Source organism: Achromobacter sp. EG18 (assembly GCF_059759395.1).
On sequence record NZ_CM186213.1, the window covers coordinates 3,367,213 to 3,379,944 of the forward strand.

The following is a 12,732-nucleotide window of genomic DNA, read 5'->3' on the forward strand; positions in this document are numbered from 1 at the left end:
GCCCCCGCCATGGCCGCCCGCTCCGCCGCCGCCACCGCATCGCGCGACTGGATCGTGCGCCACGCGCCGGACGATCGGTTCGAGCGCATCGAAGCCTATTTCGGCGGCCGCGGCTATGGGCTGCACCGGCATGACACCTACGCCATCGGCTGTACGCTGGCGGGGGTGCAGAGCTTCCACTACCGCCGCGGCCTGCGGCACAGCCTGCCGGGCGGCGTGCTGGTGCTGCACCCCGACGAGGCCCACGACGGCCAGGCCGGCACCGAGGCCGGCTTCCACTACCGCATGGCGTATGTGCAGCCGGCGCTGATCCAGCGCATCCTGGGCGGCCGCCCGCTGCCCTTCGTGCGCGACGGCATTTCCAGCGATGCGCGGCTGCGCGCCGCCTGCGCCGCCCTGCTGGGCGACACCGACGCCATGGCGGACCCGTTGCGCGAGGACGACGCGATCTACGACCTGACGCAGGCGCTTTGCGCCGCGGCCGGCCAGGTTCCCGCCCGGCCCCGCCCCGACTACGCCGCCTGCGAACGCGCCCGCCAGTACATCCATGACGCGCGCGGCCAGGCGGTATCGCTGGACGACCTGGAACGCGCCGCCGGAATCGACCGCTGGAGCCTGTCGCGCGACTTCCGCGCGCTGTATGGCACCAGTCCGTATCGCTATGCCTTGCTGCGCCGCCTGGACCTGGCGCGCCGCCTGATCGCCGCGGGCCAGCCCCTGGCGCAGGCCGCGCTGGCCGCCGGCTTCACCGACCAGAGCCACATGACGCGCCGCCACGCCGAGGCCTTCGGCATGACGCCCGCGCACTGGCGCGGCACCCTGCGCCGCTGACGCGTTTCGCACAAACGTACAAGACCCCGCGCGCGCCGCTCCCTAAGCTGTGGTTTTCATTGCCGCACCGAGGACGTCGCCATGCCCGCCATCACCGCCATCAACCTGGCCCGCAAGTTGTCGCTGATCCAGGAACCCTGGATGCCCAAGGTCATCGCCGAGATGAACGACTACCAGTTCAAGCTGGTCAAGCTGCACGGCGAGTTCGTCTGGCATGCCCATGCCGACACCGACGAGACCTTCATCGTGCTGGCGGGCCAGCTGCGCATCGACCTGCGCGACGGCCACATCGACCTGGGCCCGGGTGAAATGGCCGTGGTCCCCCGGGGCGTGGAACACAAGCCCTGTGCGCCGCAAGAAGTGCATGCCATGCTGATCGAGCCGCGCGGGGTGCGCAACACCGGCGACCAGGGAGGCGAGCGCAGCGCGCCCAACGACGTCTGGATCTGAAGTCGATTCAGGGGCGCTCGGTCTCGATCACGCGCTTGTCGCCCTTGGCCGCGATGCGCGCCTCGACCCGCCGCAGCACCGCCAGCACGAACAGCGCCATCAGCGTGCTGGCCACCGCGGTGGCCTCGCGGCCCATGCCGGCGGCCACGCCGATGGCGGCCGTCATCCAGATGCTGGCCGACGTGGTCAGGCCACGGATCTCGCGTTCGTCGCTGAGCTTGATGATGGCGCCCGCGCCCAGGAAACCGATGCCCGCGATGACGCCCTGCAGCACGCGGCTCAGGTCGTCGACCTGCATGCCGTTCTGCAGCGGCACCAGCACGAAGATCGCCGCGCCCAGCGCCACCAGCATGTGGGTGCGCAGGCCGGCGGCCTTGCCGCTGCGCTCGCGCTCGTAGCCGAGCAGGCCGCCCAGCAGCACCGCCATGCCCAGTCGCAGCACGATGCGGGTCGCCTCGCCGACGTCGGGGATGTCGGCGAATTCGCTGCGCAAGGTGCTCCAGATCTCCAGCCAGATATCCGCCATCGTCGTCTCCCCGTGGTGGTTGCGCCAGCATAGCAGGGCCGCGCTGGCGTGGCTGCGCCCATCTGGTTTACAACATCAGGCAGGTCCGCATCGAGACGGGCACGACGAGGAGCTTTGGATGGATCTACAACTGGTTGGCAAGCGCGTCCTGATCACGGGCGCGTCCAAGGGGATCGGCCTGGCCTGCGCCACCGCCTTCGCGCGCGAGGGCGCCGAGCCGATCCTGGCCGCGCGCGACGACGCCGCATTGCAGGCCGCCTCGCAGGCGATCCTGGCGCAGACCGGCCGCCAGCCGCGCACCGTGGCGGTGGACCTGGCGCAGCCGGGCGCCGCGGCCCGGGTGCTGGAGCGGACCGGCGCGATCGACATCCTGGTCAACAACGCCGGCGCGGTGCCCGGCGGGGCCCTGGACCAGGTGCAGGACGAACGCTGGCGCGCCGGCTGGGACCTGAAAGTGCACGGCTACATCGACCTGGCGCGGCACTACTATCCGCTGATGCGCGCCGCGGGCGCCGGCGTCATCGCCAACATCATCGGCATGGCAGGCTCGGCGCCGCGGGCCGACTACATCTGCGGCGCGGCCGCCAATGCCTCGCTGATCGCTTTCACCCGCGCCCTGGGCGGCGACGGGCCGCGCCACGGCGTGCGCGTGTTCGGCGTGAATCCGTCGCGCACCCGCACCGACCGGGTGCTGACCCTGGCCAGGCAACGCGCGCAGGCCCGCTGGGGCGATGAATCGCGCTGGCAGGAAACCCTGAACGACCTGCCCTTCGGCCGCCTGATGGAGCCCGAGGAAGTCGCGGACATGGTGGTGTTCGGCGCGTCGCCGCGCGCCGGGTATCTCAGCGGCACGGTGATCGACCTGGACGGCGGCGAGCAGTACGCCGGCCGTTGACGGCGCGCGCGGCGCCTCAGCGCGCCGCGGCCCAGCCCGCCAGCAGGCCCGGCAGCTGCGCCATGTCGGTGAATACGTGCGTCACGCCGACGCCGCGCAGCGCTTCGGCGCTGCTGTGGCCGTTGGCATCGGGGCTGTAGCCGAACACCGTGGCGCCCGCCGCCACGCCGGCGGTGGCGCCGGTGACGGTGTCCTCGACCACGGCGCAACGCCGCGGATCGACGCCCAGCGCGCTGGCCGCGGCCAGGTAGACGTCGGGGTGCGGCTTGCTGCGCGGCATCTCATGGCCGCTGAAGACCCGTTCGCCGAAACAGTCCGCGATGCCGACCTTGGCCAGCTGCAGCTCGACCTTGCGGCGGTCGGCGCCCGAGGCGACCGCGATGCGGCCCGCCAGCGTCCGGTGCAGGGCGCGCACCGCATCCGGCGCGCCCGGAATCTCGCGCAGTTCACGGTCGAGCGCGGCATTGCGCCGCTCGCGGAACTGTGCGAACCACTCCGGCGACAGCGCCACGCCGGTGCGGGCCTGGATCAAGGGCAGCTCGTCGCGCACCGCCTTGCCGGTGAAGATACGCGTGGCTTCTTCGAAGGTGATGGCCCAACCCAGCTCGTTGAGCATCTCGGTCAGGACGCGGGCGGTGATCGGTTCGGAATCGACCAGGACGCCGTCGCAATCGAACAACACGGCGTCAAAGGGAAAATCAGTCATTGCGGCTACGGGGAGGGTCGGGGAAGCCCTAGAGCATACTGCACCGCGCCAACCCGGCCGCCGCCGGGGGCAGCAAGCAGCGGAGTGTGCCGGACCGCAGGCTTCGCTATGCTGTATCGCGGCCGGCCAAACCCGGGCCGCGCCCCCATCCAACCCGCTGCTTTCCCCTCATGACGCCACCGACCTCCCTTCCGAAGCACCCGCGGCCGGCGCCCCGCCAGGCGACCGCCGCCGCTGATGACGTCGCCGCCCTCTATGCGCGCGCGGCCCGGCACCTGGCCGCGCTGGACGCCGACTGGGCCGGCCATGTCGCCGCCATCGGCCCGTGTCGACACGCTTCGCGGCCGGCGCGCGATCCCTACGAGGCGCTGGTGCGCGCCATCGCCTACCAGCAGCTGCACGCCCGCGCCGGCGACGCGATTCTCGGCCGCCTGCTGGCGCTGTATCCCGGACAGGCCTTTCCCGCGCCGCGCACATTGCTGGACACCGATCCGCAGGTCCAGCGCGCCTGCGGCTTCTCCGCGTCCAAGCTGGCCACCATCCGCGGCATCGCGCAGGCCGCGCTGGACGGCCTGATCCCGGCGCGCGACGAAGCGCTGGCGATGAGCGACGAAGCCCTGGTCGAACGCCTGGTGACGCTGCGCGGCGTGGGCCGCTGGACCGTCGAAATGCTGCTGATCTACACGCTGGAACGCATGGACATCCTGCCGGTGGACGACTTCGGCGTGCGCGAGGGCTACCGGCGCCTGAAACGGCTGGACAAGGCGCCCTCGCCGGCGCAGATGCGCGCCATCGGCGAGGCCTTCAGCCCGTACCGCACGATCGCGGCCTGGTATCTGTGGCGCATGCCCGCCACCCCGTCGCCGGCGGCGCCATGAGCGCGCCCCTGTCGCTGCGGCGCTACGACTGGAACCCTATCCAGCGGCAGCTGGACGCGGAGGGCTGGGCGCTGCTGCCCGCGCTGTTCAGCGCCACCCAGGCCGCTGCCATGGCGCGCGCCTTCGACGATGCGCGGGCCATGCCAAGCGGTGTGGACGGCGACACATGGGGCGCGCTGCGCCCACCGCTGCCGTCGGGGTTGGACGCACTGCAAGGCGCGCTGCGCGCCCGGCTGGCGCCGCTGGCGGATGCCTGGGCGCGGCGCTTGGGACGCGCCGCCCCCGCCGCCACGGCAACGGCCCCGCCCTGCCTGAACAGATTGCGCCAGGACGGCTTTCTGCCCCTGCGCCACGCCGCGGATGACGCCGCGTTCCCGTTCGGCCTGATTGCGCTGCTGTCCGAGCCCGGCCAGGACTTCACCGGCGGTGAATTCGTCATGACGGAGCAACGCCCGCGCCAGCAGTCGCGTCCCATGGTCTTGCCGCTGCAACGGGGCGACGCCGCCGTGATCGCGGTGGCGCACCGCCCCGTCCATGGCGCCAACGGCGACTACCGCGCCACGCTGCGCCATGCCGTCAGCCGGGTGCGCAGCGGCGAACGGGTGGGCCTGTCGCTGCCGCTGGACGACTTGTCGGCCCCGCCCTGACCGGCCCGGCCGACCCTGCCGCGCCGGGTCGCCGGCAGGGCTGGCTCGAAATTACATTGCATTTTGACGCATCAATATGCAAAACTAGCCGCCATGGAGCCCCCTGACGACACCCCACCCCGCCGCACCGGCTTCACGCTGGGCGGCGTCGCCTATACCCACATCGACATGGCGGGCCGGTACGGTCCGGATTTCCTGCGCCTGCCCGTGGTGCTGCGGCTGTTGCTGGAAAACGCCTTGCGCAACATGCGCGGCGCCGAGCGCGACGCGGCCGTGGCGGCCCTGTTCGCGTGGCTGGCGCACGGCACCAGCGAGGCGGAGATCGCATTCCAGCCCGGCCGCGTCCTGATGCACGACACCACCAGCACGCCCGCGCTGGTGGATATCGCCGCCATGCGCGACGCCCTGGACGAGGCCGGCATGGACCCGCGCGCGCTCAATCCGGTGCTGCCGGTGGACGTGTCGGTGGATCACTCGCTGGCGGTGCAGGCCTATGCGCAAGCGGATGCGGCCGCGCACAACCTTGCGCTGGAACTGCGCCGCAACGCCGAGCGCTACCGCTTCCTGCGCTGGGCCTCGCAGGCGCTGTCCAACGTGCGCATCCATCCGCCCGGCACCGGCATCATGCACACCATCAACCTGGAGCAGCTGGCGACCGTGGTGTGCGAGCAGGACGGCATGCTGCACCCGGACATGATGATCGGCACCGACAGCCACACGCCGATGATCAACGGCATCGGCGTGCTGGGCTGGGGGGTGGGCGGGCTGGAGGCGCAGACGGTGATGTTCGGCATGCCGACCATGCTGCGCATTCCCGACGTGATCGGCGTGCGGCTGAGCGGCGCGCTGCCGGCCGGCATCACCGCCACCGACCTGGCGCTGACCGTGACCCAGCGCCTGCGCGCCATCGGCGTATCCGGCGAGTTCGTGGAGTTCTTCGGTCCCGGCGTCGCCACCCTGTCGGCCGGCAGCCGCTGCGTGGTGGCCAACATGGCGCCGGAGTACGGCGCCACCACCGGCTATTTCCCCATCGACGGCAATACGCTCGACTACCTGCGCCAGACCGGCCGCGACGCGGCCCTGGTGGCGCGGGTCGGCGCCTACGCGGCCAGCGCGGGCCTGGCGCTGGATCCGGCGGCCACGCCGCGCTATACGCGCGTGGTCGAGATCGCGCTGGACCAGGTCGGCACCCGGGTGGCCGGCCCCACGCGGCCGCAGGACCTGCATCCCTACGAACATACCCGCGCCCTTCTCGCCGCCCAGGCGTTCACGCCGGCGACGGCATCGCCGCTGCCGCGCCACGCCATCGCCATCGCCGCCATCACCAGCTGTACCAACACCTCGGACCCGCGCCTGCTGGTCGCGGCCGGCCTGCTGGCGCGCAAGGCGCGCCGCGCCGGACTCAAGGCGCCCGCCTGGGTCAAGACCTCGCTCGGCCCGGGCTCGCCCGCCGCCGCCGACTATCTGGCGCGCGCCGGCCTGCTCGATGACCTGGAGGCGGTCGGCTTCGGCATCGTCGGCTATGGCTGCACCACGTGCATCGGCAACGCCGGCCCCTTGCCGCCGGTGGTGCGCGAGGCCATGGCGGCCGGCGCCGTCCGGCCGGTGGCGGTGCTGTCCGGCAACCGCAATTTCGCCGGCCGCATCCATCCGGACCTGGACCTGGGTTTCCTGATGTCGCCGCCCCTGGTCATCGCCTTCGCGCTGGCCGGCGACGCCGAGCGCGACCTGGCGCGCGAGCCGGTGCAGGTCGCGCCCGATGGCCGCGCCGTGTTCCTGCGCGATCTCTGGCCCGACGACCACGAGATCGACGCGGCGCTGGCGCGCGGCGTGCGCGCCGACGATTTCCAGCGCGCGTTCCAAGCGGCCAGCGCCAATCCGGGCTGGCAGGCCCTGCGGTCGCCCGCCACGCCCTGTTTTCCCTGGGACCCGGCCTCGACCGCGCTGCGCCGGCCGCCCTTTGCCGCCGCCGGCCCGGCAAGCCAGCTGGGCCGCTACGCCGCGCACCCGTTGCTGGTGCTGGGCGACGACGTCACCACCGACCACCTCTCGCCCGCCAGCGCCATTCCACCCGACAGCCTGGTCGCCGACTTCCTGGTGGCCCAAGGCGATGACCGCGACGACCTGAACGTATTCGCCTCGCGCCGCGGCAATTGGCAGGTGATGATGCGAGCCGCGTTCTACAGCAAGAGCCTGGCCAACCTGCTGTGTCCCGACGCCCCGGTCGGCCACACGGTGCATGCGCCCAGCGGCGCCATCGCACCGATCTGGGAGGCCGCCGAGCGCTATCGCCGCGACGGCGACGCGGTGGTGCTGGTGGCCGGGGAACGCTTCGGCACCGGCTCCTCGCGCGACTGGGCCGCCAAGGGCCAGCGGCTGCTCGGCATCCGCGCGGTGCTGGCGCTGAGCTTCGAACGCATCCATCGTTCCAACCTGATCGGCATGGGGATCCTGCCCCTGCGGCTGGCCGCGGACGCCGGGCCGCAAAGCCTGGCGTTGCGGCCCGGCGACCGCATCGAGATCGATTGTCCCGCGCACGAGCTGGCGCCGCGCCAGTCCATCACCGTGCGGCTGCTGCGCGCCAACGGCGCCACGCAATCGCTGCGCGCCACGGCAGCCGTGGAGACCCAGCTGGAACTGCGCTTGCTACGGATGGGCGGCGTGATTCCGGCTATCCTGGCGGACACGCTCGGCGACCGCGCACGGACGCCGGAGCGCCGGGCCGAACCCCCGCCGATTTCCGTCCACCCATGAGCGCGCAGACCCACACCGCCAACAAGATCCTGGCACTGATCCAGCAAGACCGCCTGAGCCCCGGCGCGCACCTGAGCGCGCAGAAACTGGCCGACCGCCTGCGCCTGTCGCGCTCGCCGGTGAACGACGCGCTGGTCCTGCTGGAACGGCATGGCATCGTGGCGCGCCAGCCCAACCGCGGCTATTTCCTGCAACTCGATCATGACGCGCTGGCGCACGCGCCGGCCGCGTTGGCCCCCGTCGCCGACGACATCGTCACGCAAAGCTATTTCCGCCTGGCCGACGAGCTGCTGCGCGGCGCGCTGCCGCTGCAATGCAGCGAGGCCCAGCTGCGGGCCCGCTATGGCCTGACGCAAGCCCAGGCCCAGGCCCTGCTGGCGCGCGTGGCGCAGGAGGGCTGGGCCGAGCGGCGCCCCGGCTACGGTTGGGAGTTCTCGTCGATGATGACCACGCCCGACAGCCTGTTGCAGTCGTACCGCCTGCGCCTGGCGCTGGAGCCGGCGGCGCTGCTGGAACCGACGTTCCGCCTGGACCCCGCCGTGCTGCAGCGCTGCCGCGCCGCCGAACGCCACCTGCTCGACGGCGGCATCGACAACGACAGCCCCGACCGCCTGCACGAGCGCGGCGTGCGCTTTCACGAGTCGCTGGTCGAAGCCTCCGGCAACCCGTTCTTCATCGAGACCATCAAGCGCGTCAACCGCGTGCGTCGGCTGCTGTCGTACCGCTCGATGCAGGATCGCAGCCGTTACCGCCAGCATTGCGACCAGCACCTGGAAATCCTCGACCTGCTCGAACGCGAACGCAACGAAGAAGCCTCCCGGGCGCTGGCGCATCACCTGCGCAGCACGCTCGACAACCTGGCGCGCATCCGCGGCATCCTGGCGCCGTAGCGCGCGCCAGGCGCCGTCAGAAGTCCATCGAGGCCGACAGCATCAGCGTGCGCGGCACGCCTTGCGAGATGGTGCCGTAGGACGCCACGCCCGACCAATAGGCGCGGTTGAACACGTTGACGACATTGGCGCGCAAGGTCAGGTTGTTGCCGTGCATGCGCGTGACGTAGCGCGCGCCCAGGTCGAAGGTGGTCCATGACGGCACCGATTGCGTGTTGGCCTGGTTGACGTATTCCTTGCCCGTGTGGATCATGCCGCCGGTCAGGGTCAGCCCGGCGACCCAGGGCGTATCCCACTCCGCGCCCAGGTTGGCCGTCCAGCGCGGCACGCCCACCGGCCGGTTGCCGCGCGTGGCCGGGTTGCTGGTGCGCGTCAGTTCGGCATCCAGGAAGGTCACGCCGCCCAGCAGGCGCAGGCCGCGCAGCGGCTCGCCCGACAGGTTCAGCTCCAGGCCACGGTTGCGTTGTTCGCTGTCCGCGGCATACACCGTGCCCGTCAACTGGCCGCTGGGCTTGGTGATCTCGAACGCGCTCAGGGTCAGCATGGCGCTGTCGAAGTCGACCTTGACGCCCACTTCCTTCTGCTTGGACTTGTACGGCTTGAACACCTGCCCGGCGTTGGACGCGGTGGCCGGCGCCACGTCGCCCTTGCTCAGGCCCTCGATGTAGTTGGCGTAGAACGAAACGTTGTGCCACGGCTTGAGTACCAGTCCAGCCAGCGGCGTGACGGCGCTTTCGTCGTAGCTGACCGTGCGCGCGCCGCTGACGGGATTGAAATTGCGCGACTCGACGCGCTGCTGGCGCGCTCCCAGCGTCAGCTGCACGCGCTCGTCCAGCACGCTCATGGTGTCGGCCAGCGCGAAGCCGGTCAGGTCCGAGGACGACACCTTGGGCACGCTGGCGGGCGCGGCGATGTCCTGCCGCGGCCGCGTCACCGGGTGATAGATGTTGGACGACAGCGGCGTTCCATTCACGCTGGCCTGCGCGTTGCGGTCGCTGTACAGCGTGCCCATGAAGGTGACGGCGTGGCTTACCGGGCCGGTATCCAGCCGGGCGCGCAGGCCGGCGTTGTAGGTGCTGCGGTCGACCTGGAACTTGAAATGGTTGGGCGTCACCACGGTGTCGCCAGCGGCGTTGACGATGGTGGGCGTCTGGTCGGACAGCCGGTCGATGGAGGTATCCGAACCGCCCGCGTCGGCGAACACGGTCAGGCGCTCGCTGACGTCATACTCCACCCGCAACAGCGCGGACTGCCCGGAAGATTTCCACCAGCCCCAAGGCTGGGTCGCGTTGCGCCGGCCATCGGGCGCGTCCGGCGTGCGCAGTCCGGCGGCCACCAGGAACGGCCGCGTCGGCGCGTCCACCTTTTCCTCCTGCGTCAGCAGGTCCAGCGAGGCCCGCAGCTTTTCACCCTGGTAGTCCAGCGACAGCGCGCCGATGTCGGTGCGCGAATGCAGGTTGTCCAGCGGCGTGTCGCCCTGCCGGTGCAGGCCATTGACGCGCACGCCCCAGGCGCCATCATCGCCGAAGCGCCGGCTCAGGTCGACGCGGCCGCCGAACTGCGAGGTGCCGGCGTAGTCGGCCGACACACGCGTCAGGTCTTGCGGCAAGGCACGCTTGGGCACCATGTTGATGACGCCGCCCACGCCGCTGTTGGGCGACATGCCATACAGCAGCGCGGCCGGGCCCTTGAGCACTTCGACGCGTTCGATGTAGTCGGTGAACACATGGTAGTTGGGCGCCACGCCATAGACCCCGTCGAACGCGATCTCGCCCAGGTTGCCTTCGCCTATCGGGAAGCCGCGGATGTAGAACGAATCCGTCACTCCGCCGATCTGGCCGGTGAAGCGCACCGAGGAATCGACGTTGAGCGCATCGGCCAGCGTCACCGCCTGGCGATTGGCCAGCAGGTCGGCGGTATAGTTCGCGACGCTGAAAGGCGCGTCCATCACGTCGCGGTTGCCCAGCATGCCCAGCCGGCCGCCCCGCGCGACCTGGCCGCCGGCATAGCTGGCCGGCAGGGCCGAGGCGGGTGCGCCGGCGCCAGCCACGACGATGTTCGGCAAGGTGGTGGTCTCGCCCGAGGACGGCAGCCTGCGCAGCGAGTAGGCGCCATCGCCCTGCTCGGCAAGGGCGAAGCCGGAACCGGCCAGCAGCCGCGCAAAGCCATCGCGCACGGTATAGACGCCGTTCAAGCCGTCGCTGTGGCGCCCGGCCAGCAAGGCCGGGTCGAACGACAGCGGCACGCCCGAAGCGGCGGCGAACTGCGCCAGCACGTCGCCCAGCGCCCCCGCGCCAATCGCATAGGAGTTGCCGCGCGCGGCGCTGGCGTCGTCGGCGGCGCGCGCGGTCGGCGCCGCGCTCGACAGCAGCAGGGCCAGGCCCAGCCCCAGCGCGCGCGCCGTGGCCAGCGTCGGGCGGGATTGGGGCCGCGCGCGGCGGAACGGAAGACGGGAATGGCGGACGGGCATGGAAGATCCTTCGTGGGCGGGCCTCGCGGCCGGGCCGCGACGATTCACCCGGTACACCGGACGAAGGCGGAAAAAGTGTCAGCGCGACGGCGATTAATTTGTAACGACGGTCTCGCCGCCCGCCGGCCGCGCCGCCACGGTGACCCAATACGGCGTGACGCGCTGGATCCGCACCGGCAGCGTCTTCTCGAGCAGCCGCAGGCTGGCGTCGGTGTCAGCCAGGGGAAACGCGCCCGATACCCGCAACCCGGCCACCTCGGGATCGCAACGCAGAAAGCCGCGCCGGTAGCGCGCCAGTTCGTCCACCAGATCGGCCAGCCGCCAATTGCGCGCGGCCAGCATGCCGTGCTCCCACGAGACCTGCGCGGCGTCCGCGGCCTGGTCCGGCCCGATGACGTCCGCGTCGAAGCGGGCCCGCTGCCCCGCGCGCAGCACCCGGCGCGCGCCGCCGGCAGCGCGGATTTCCACGGCGTCCTCGAACACCGCGACCTGGATGGCGGCGCCCTCGTCGCGCACCATGAAGCGCGTGCCCAGCGCTTGCACGCTGCCGAGCCCGGTCTGCACCAGGAACGGCCGCGGCGCCGGCGCCGGGTCCTTGCCGGTGGTCAGCAGGATCTCGCCCGCGCGCAGCCAGACCAGCCGTTGCCGCGCGCTGTACTGGATGTCCACCGCGGTGGCGGTGTTCAGCCACAGCCGCGTGCCGTCGGCCAGCAGCATCTGCCGCCGCTCGCCGATGGCCGTGCGGGCGTCGGCGCTCCATTCGCGCCAGGGCATCTCGCGCCAGGCCAGCCAGGCCGCCGGGCCCGCCAGCAGCAGGCCGGTCACGCTGCGCAGGACCTGCCGGCGCGCGGGCCGCTCGATCCGATCGAGCCGCCGCAGCGTATGCGCGCCCAACGCCGGCGGCACCTGGCCGAAACTGCGCAGCATGTCTTCGACCCGGCGCCAGGCGGCGGCATGCGCCGCGCTGCGATCGCGCCAGCGCTCGAACGCCGCGCGATCCGCGACCGACAGGGTTTCGGACTGGAAGCGCACCAGCCAGCCGGCGGCCTCCTCGAGCAGGGCGGGGTCCGGCGTCGCACTCATGCGGGACCCGCCTGGTAGGCGATCAGGCAGGCCGTCAGCGCCTTCTGCATGTGGCGCTTGACCGTGGCCAGCGATACGCGTTGCGCGCGCGCGATGTCGGCATACGCCATGCCGTCGAACTGCGACGACAGGAAGATCTCGCGGGTCTTGGCCGGCAGGGTGCGCAGGGTGGCATCAATCGCGTACAGGGTCTCCAGGATCAGCGCCCGCGCCTCGGGCGACGGCACCTCGCGCGCCGGCAGCTGCGCCGCAGCGGCTTGATAGGCGTCCTCCAGCGCGCGGCGGCGCCAGTGATCCACCACCAGCCCCTTGGCGATGTGCGTGAGGAGCGCGCGCGGCTCGTCGCCGCCGCCTGCCCTCACGCGCGCCGCCATCAGGCGCAGGAACGTGTCGTGGGCGAGGTCGGCCGCATCGAAGGAATTGCCGAGCTTCTTGCGCAGCCAGGCCGACAGCCAGCCATGGTGCTCGCGGTAGATCTGCGTGACGGTGTCGGTGGGCAGGGTATCGGTCGAGGACACGGCGCAGCTCGCGAGCAATCTAAATGGGAATTGTTACTATTTTATCCCATTCGCGCTACGCTATGCCGCCGCGCGCTGCTCAAT

General features: G+C 71.6%; 12 protein-coding genes. 7 read left to right on the plus strand and 5 right to left on the minus strand.

Translation table 11 applies throughout. From position 1 onward, the window contains the following. Positions 1-9 precede the first annotated feature (9 nt). Entirely contained in the window at positions 10-831 is an 822-nt protein-coding gene (locus tag AC6CR5_RS15420) for an AraC family transcriptional regulator (protein WP_047991737.1), read from the plus strand. A gap of 81 nt (positions 832-912) precedes the next feature. Beyond that, on the plus strand, positions 913-1,281 hold the full coding sequence (locus tag AC6CR5_RS15425) for a cupin domain-containing protein (RefSeq protein WP_006387407.1): 369 nt from the start codon (positions 913-915) through the stop codon (positions 1,279-1,281). A 7-nt stretch (positions 1,282-1,288) separates the two neighbouring features. Here AC6CR5_RS15425 and AC6CR5_RS15430 read toward each other — a convergent pair whose 3' ends face one another. Further along, positions 1,289-1,807: an MgtC/SapB family protein gene (locus tag AC6CR5_RS15430; RefSeq protein WP_498084682.1), complete on the minus strand. Its 519-nt coding sequence runs from the start codon at positions 1,805-1,807 to the stop codon at positions 1,289-1,291. Positions 1,808-1,925: 118 nt separating this feature from the next. Between AC6CR5_RS15430 and AC6CR5_RS15435 the strand changes: the two genes are divergently transcribed. Then, on the plus strand, positions 1,926-2,702 hold the full coding sequence (locus AC6CR5_RS15435) for an SDR family oxidoreductase (protein ID WP_006387405.1): 777 nt from the start codon (positions 1,926-1,928) through the stop codon (positions 2,700-2,702). Positions 2,703-2,718: 16 nt separating this feature from the next. Here AC6CR5_RS15435 and AC6CR5_RS15440 read toward each other — a convergent pair whose 3' ends face one another. Then, positions 2,719-3,408, minus strand: a complete 690-nt coding sequence (locus AC6CR5_RS15440; RefSeq protein ID WP_024070265.1) for an HAD family hydrolase — start codon at positions 3,406-3,408, stop codon at positions 2,719-2,721. A gap of 170 nt (positions 3,409-3,578) precedes the next feature. Between AC6CR5_RS15440 and AC6CR5_RS15445 the strand changes: the two genes are divergently transcribed. From AC6CR5_RS15445 to AC6CR5_RS15460, 4 genes are all read left to right on the plus strand, one after another. Next, a complete protein-coding gene (locus tag AC6CR5_RS15445; protein WP_498084683.1) occupies positions 3,579-4,286 on the plus strand; it encodes a DNA-3-methyladenine glycosylase family protein in 708 nt (235 codons plus the stop codon). Further along, positions 4,283-4,933, plus strand: a complete 651-nt coding sequence (locus AC6CR5_RS15450; RefSeq protein ID WP_498084684.1) for a 2OG-Fe(II) oxygenase — start codon at positions 4,283-4,285, stop codon at positions 4,931-4,933. The genes AC6CR5_RS15445 and AC6CR5_RS15450 overlap by 4 nt, the downstream gene beginning before the upstream one ends. Positions 4,934-5,026: 93 nt before the next feature. Next, entirely contained in the window at positions 5,027-7,687 is a 2,661-nt protein-coding gene (gene acnA / locus AC6CR5_RS15455) for an aconitate hydratase AcnA (protein WP_498084685.1), read from the plus strand. Further along, positions 7,684-8,577 carry a GntR family transcriptional regulator gene (locus tag AC6CR5_RS15460; protein ID WP_498084686.1) on the plus strand — a complete coding sequence of 298 codons (894 nt, stop codon included), beginning with the start codon at positions 7,684-7,686 and terminating at the stop codon, positions 8,575-8,577. Before acnA ends, AC6CR5_RS15460 begins: the two co-directional genes overlap by 4 nt. Before the next feature lie 16 nt (positions 8,578-8,593). Here AC6CR5_RS15460 and AC6CR5_RS15465 read toward each other — a convergent pair whose 3' ends face one another. The 3 genes from AC6CR5_RS15465 to AC6CR5_RS15475 all read right to left on the minus strand — a co-directional run bounded on the left by AC6CR5_RS15465 (position 8,594) and on the right by AC6CR5_RS15475 (position 12,648). Beyond that, the gene (locus tag AC6CR5_RS15465) at positions 8,594-11,047 is read right to left on the minus strand and encodes a TonB-dependent siderophore receptor (RefSeq protein WP_498084687.1); all 2,454 of its coding nucleotides are present in this window, start codon (positions 11,045-11,047) and stop codon (positions 8,594-8,596) included. A 93-nt stretch (positions 11,048-11,140) separates the two neighbouring features. Further along, the gene (locus tag AC6CR5_RS15470) at positions 11,141-12,130 is read right to left on the minus strand and encodes a FecR domain-containing protein (RefSeq protein WP_498084688.1); all 990 of its coding nucleotides are present in this window, start codon (positions 12,128-12,130) and stop codon (positions 11,141-11,143) included. After that, a complete protein-coding gene (locus AC6CR5_RS15475) occupies positions 12,127-12,648 on the minus strand; it encodes a sigma-70 family RNA polymerase sigma factor (RefSeq protein WP_047992092.1) in 522 nt (173 codons plus the stop codon). Before AC6CR5_RS15475 ends, AC6CR5_RS15470 begins: the two co-directional genes overlap by 4 nt. Positions 12,649-12,732 lie beyond the last annotated feature (84 nt).

What these genes read in the sequence shown, in the direction of transcription:
- AC6CR5_RS15460 (WP_498084686.1), top strand. Translation starts at nt 7,684, where the DNA reads ATGAGCGCGCAGACCCACACCGCCAACAAGATCCTGGCACTGATCCAG.
- AC6CR5_RS15435 (WP_006387405.1), top strand. Translation starts at nt 1,926, where the DNA reads ATGGATCTACAACTGGTTGGCAAGCGCGTCCTGATCACGGGCGCGTCC.
- AC6CR5_RS15470 (WP_498084688.1), bottom strand. Translation starts at nt 12,130, where the DNA reads ATGAGTGCGACGCCGGACCCCGCCCTGCTCGAGGAGGCCGCCGGCTGG.
- AC6CR5_RS15445 (WP_498084683.1), top strand. Translation starts at nt 3,579, where the DNA reads ATGACGCCACCGACCTCCCTTCCGAAGCACCCGCGGCCGGCGCCCCGC.
- AC6CR5_RS15425 (WP_006387407.1), top strand. Translation starts at nt 913, where the DNA reads ATGCCCGCCATCACCGCCATCAACCTGGCCCGCAAGTTGTCGCTGATC.
- AC6CR5_RS15420 (WP_047991737.1), top strand. Translation starts at nt 10, where the DNA reads ATGGCCGCCCGCTCCGCCGCCGCCACCGCATCGCGCGACTGGATCGTG.
- AC6CR5_RS15465 (WP_498084687.1), bottom strand. Translation starts at nt 11,047, where the DNA reads ATGCCCGTCCGCCATTCCCGTCTTCCGTTCCGCCGCGCGCGGCCCCAA.
- acnA (WP_498084685.1), top strand. Translation starts at nt 5,027, where the DNA reads ATGGAGCCCCCTGACGACACCCCACCCCGCCGCACCGGCTTCACGCTG.
- AC6CR5_RS15430 (WP_498084682.1), bottom strand. Translation starts at nt 1,807, where the DNA reads ATGGCGGATATCTGGCTGGAGATCTGGAGCACCTTGCGCAGCGAATTC.
- AC6CR5_RS15450 (WP_498084684.1), top strand. Translation starts at nt 4,283, where the DNA reads ATGAGCGCGCCCCTGTCGCTGCGGCGCTACGACTGGAACCCTATCCAG.
- AC6CR5_RS15440 (WP_024070265.1), bottom strand. Translation starts at nt 3,408, where the DNA reads ATGACTGATTTTCCCTTTGACGCCGTGTTGTTCGATTGCGACGGCGTC.